The 657-nt window shown below is 43.7% G+C and carries 1 pseudogene; it reads left to right on the top strand.

What is annotated here, in order from left to right:
* Positions 1 to 657, top strand: a pseudogene (locus PG862_RS14310) (IS200/IS605 family accessory protein TnpB-related protein); the annotation flags it as partial.

Below are 657 nucleotides of genomic sequence, written 5' to 3'. Positions count from 1 at the left end.
CTGGATATTTTTCGGAAGGCAGTTTCCTATCTGATTCCGGTGTATGCAGAGACCTGGGAAGAACTTTCAGAAATCAAAAATCTACAAAAACGCTTTAATGAGGCGGAACATCTGGTACATGAGACAAAAAAGAATCATGCCAGATTTCCGTTTGACCGTCATTTCCCTAAGATGCCATCTTATCTGAGAAGAGCGGCGATTCAACACGCACTTGGAGCAGTGTCCTCCTATCAATCACGCCTTAGTTTGTGGGAAAAGGGAGAACTGAGGGGGAAACCGAAGCTGGTCTGTGAGAATCATGCGATGCCGGTATTCTATCGGGATGTCATGTATAGGGAAGCAGAACCGGGAGAAGATACGGCTTATTTAAAGCTATTTGATGGGCGTGAGTGGAAGTGGTTTCAGGTGAAATTACTTCATACCGATATGGAATATCTTCGAAAAAAGTGGAGCGGGAAAGAGGCATCTGCCCCAACTTTGGAAAGGAAACATCATAAATATTTCCTTCGGTTTTCATACACAGAGGAAGTAACCTTATCGAAAACAGCTGTAAAAGAGCAGGTGATATGCAGTGTTGATTTGGGAATCAATACGGATGCAGTCTGCAGCATCATGCGGGCAGATGGCACTATCCTGGGACGTAAATTTATAAATTTC

Origin of the sequence: Clostridium fessum (assembly GCF_027698965.1) — a bacterium.
In the GTDB taxonomy this organism is placed as follows: domain Bacteria; phylum Bacillota; class Clostridia; order Lachnospirales; family Lachnospiraceae; genus Otoolea; species Otoolea fessa.
The sequence above is the reverse complement of the archived record's forward strand: the minus strand, read 5'-3'. Positions and strand labels throughout refer to the sequence as shown.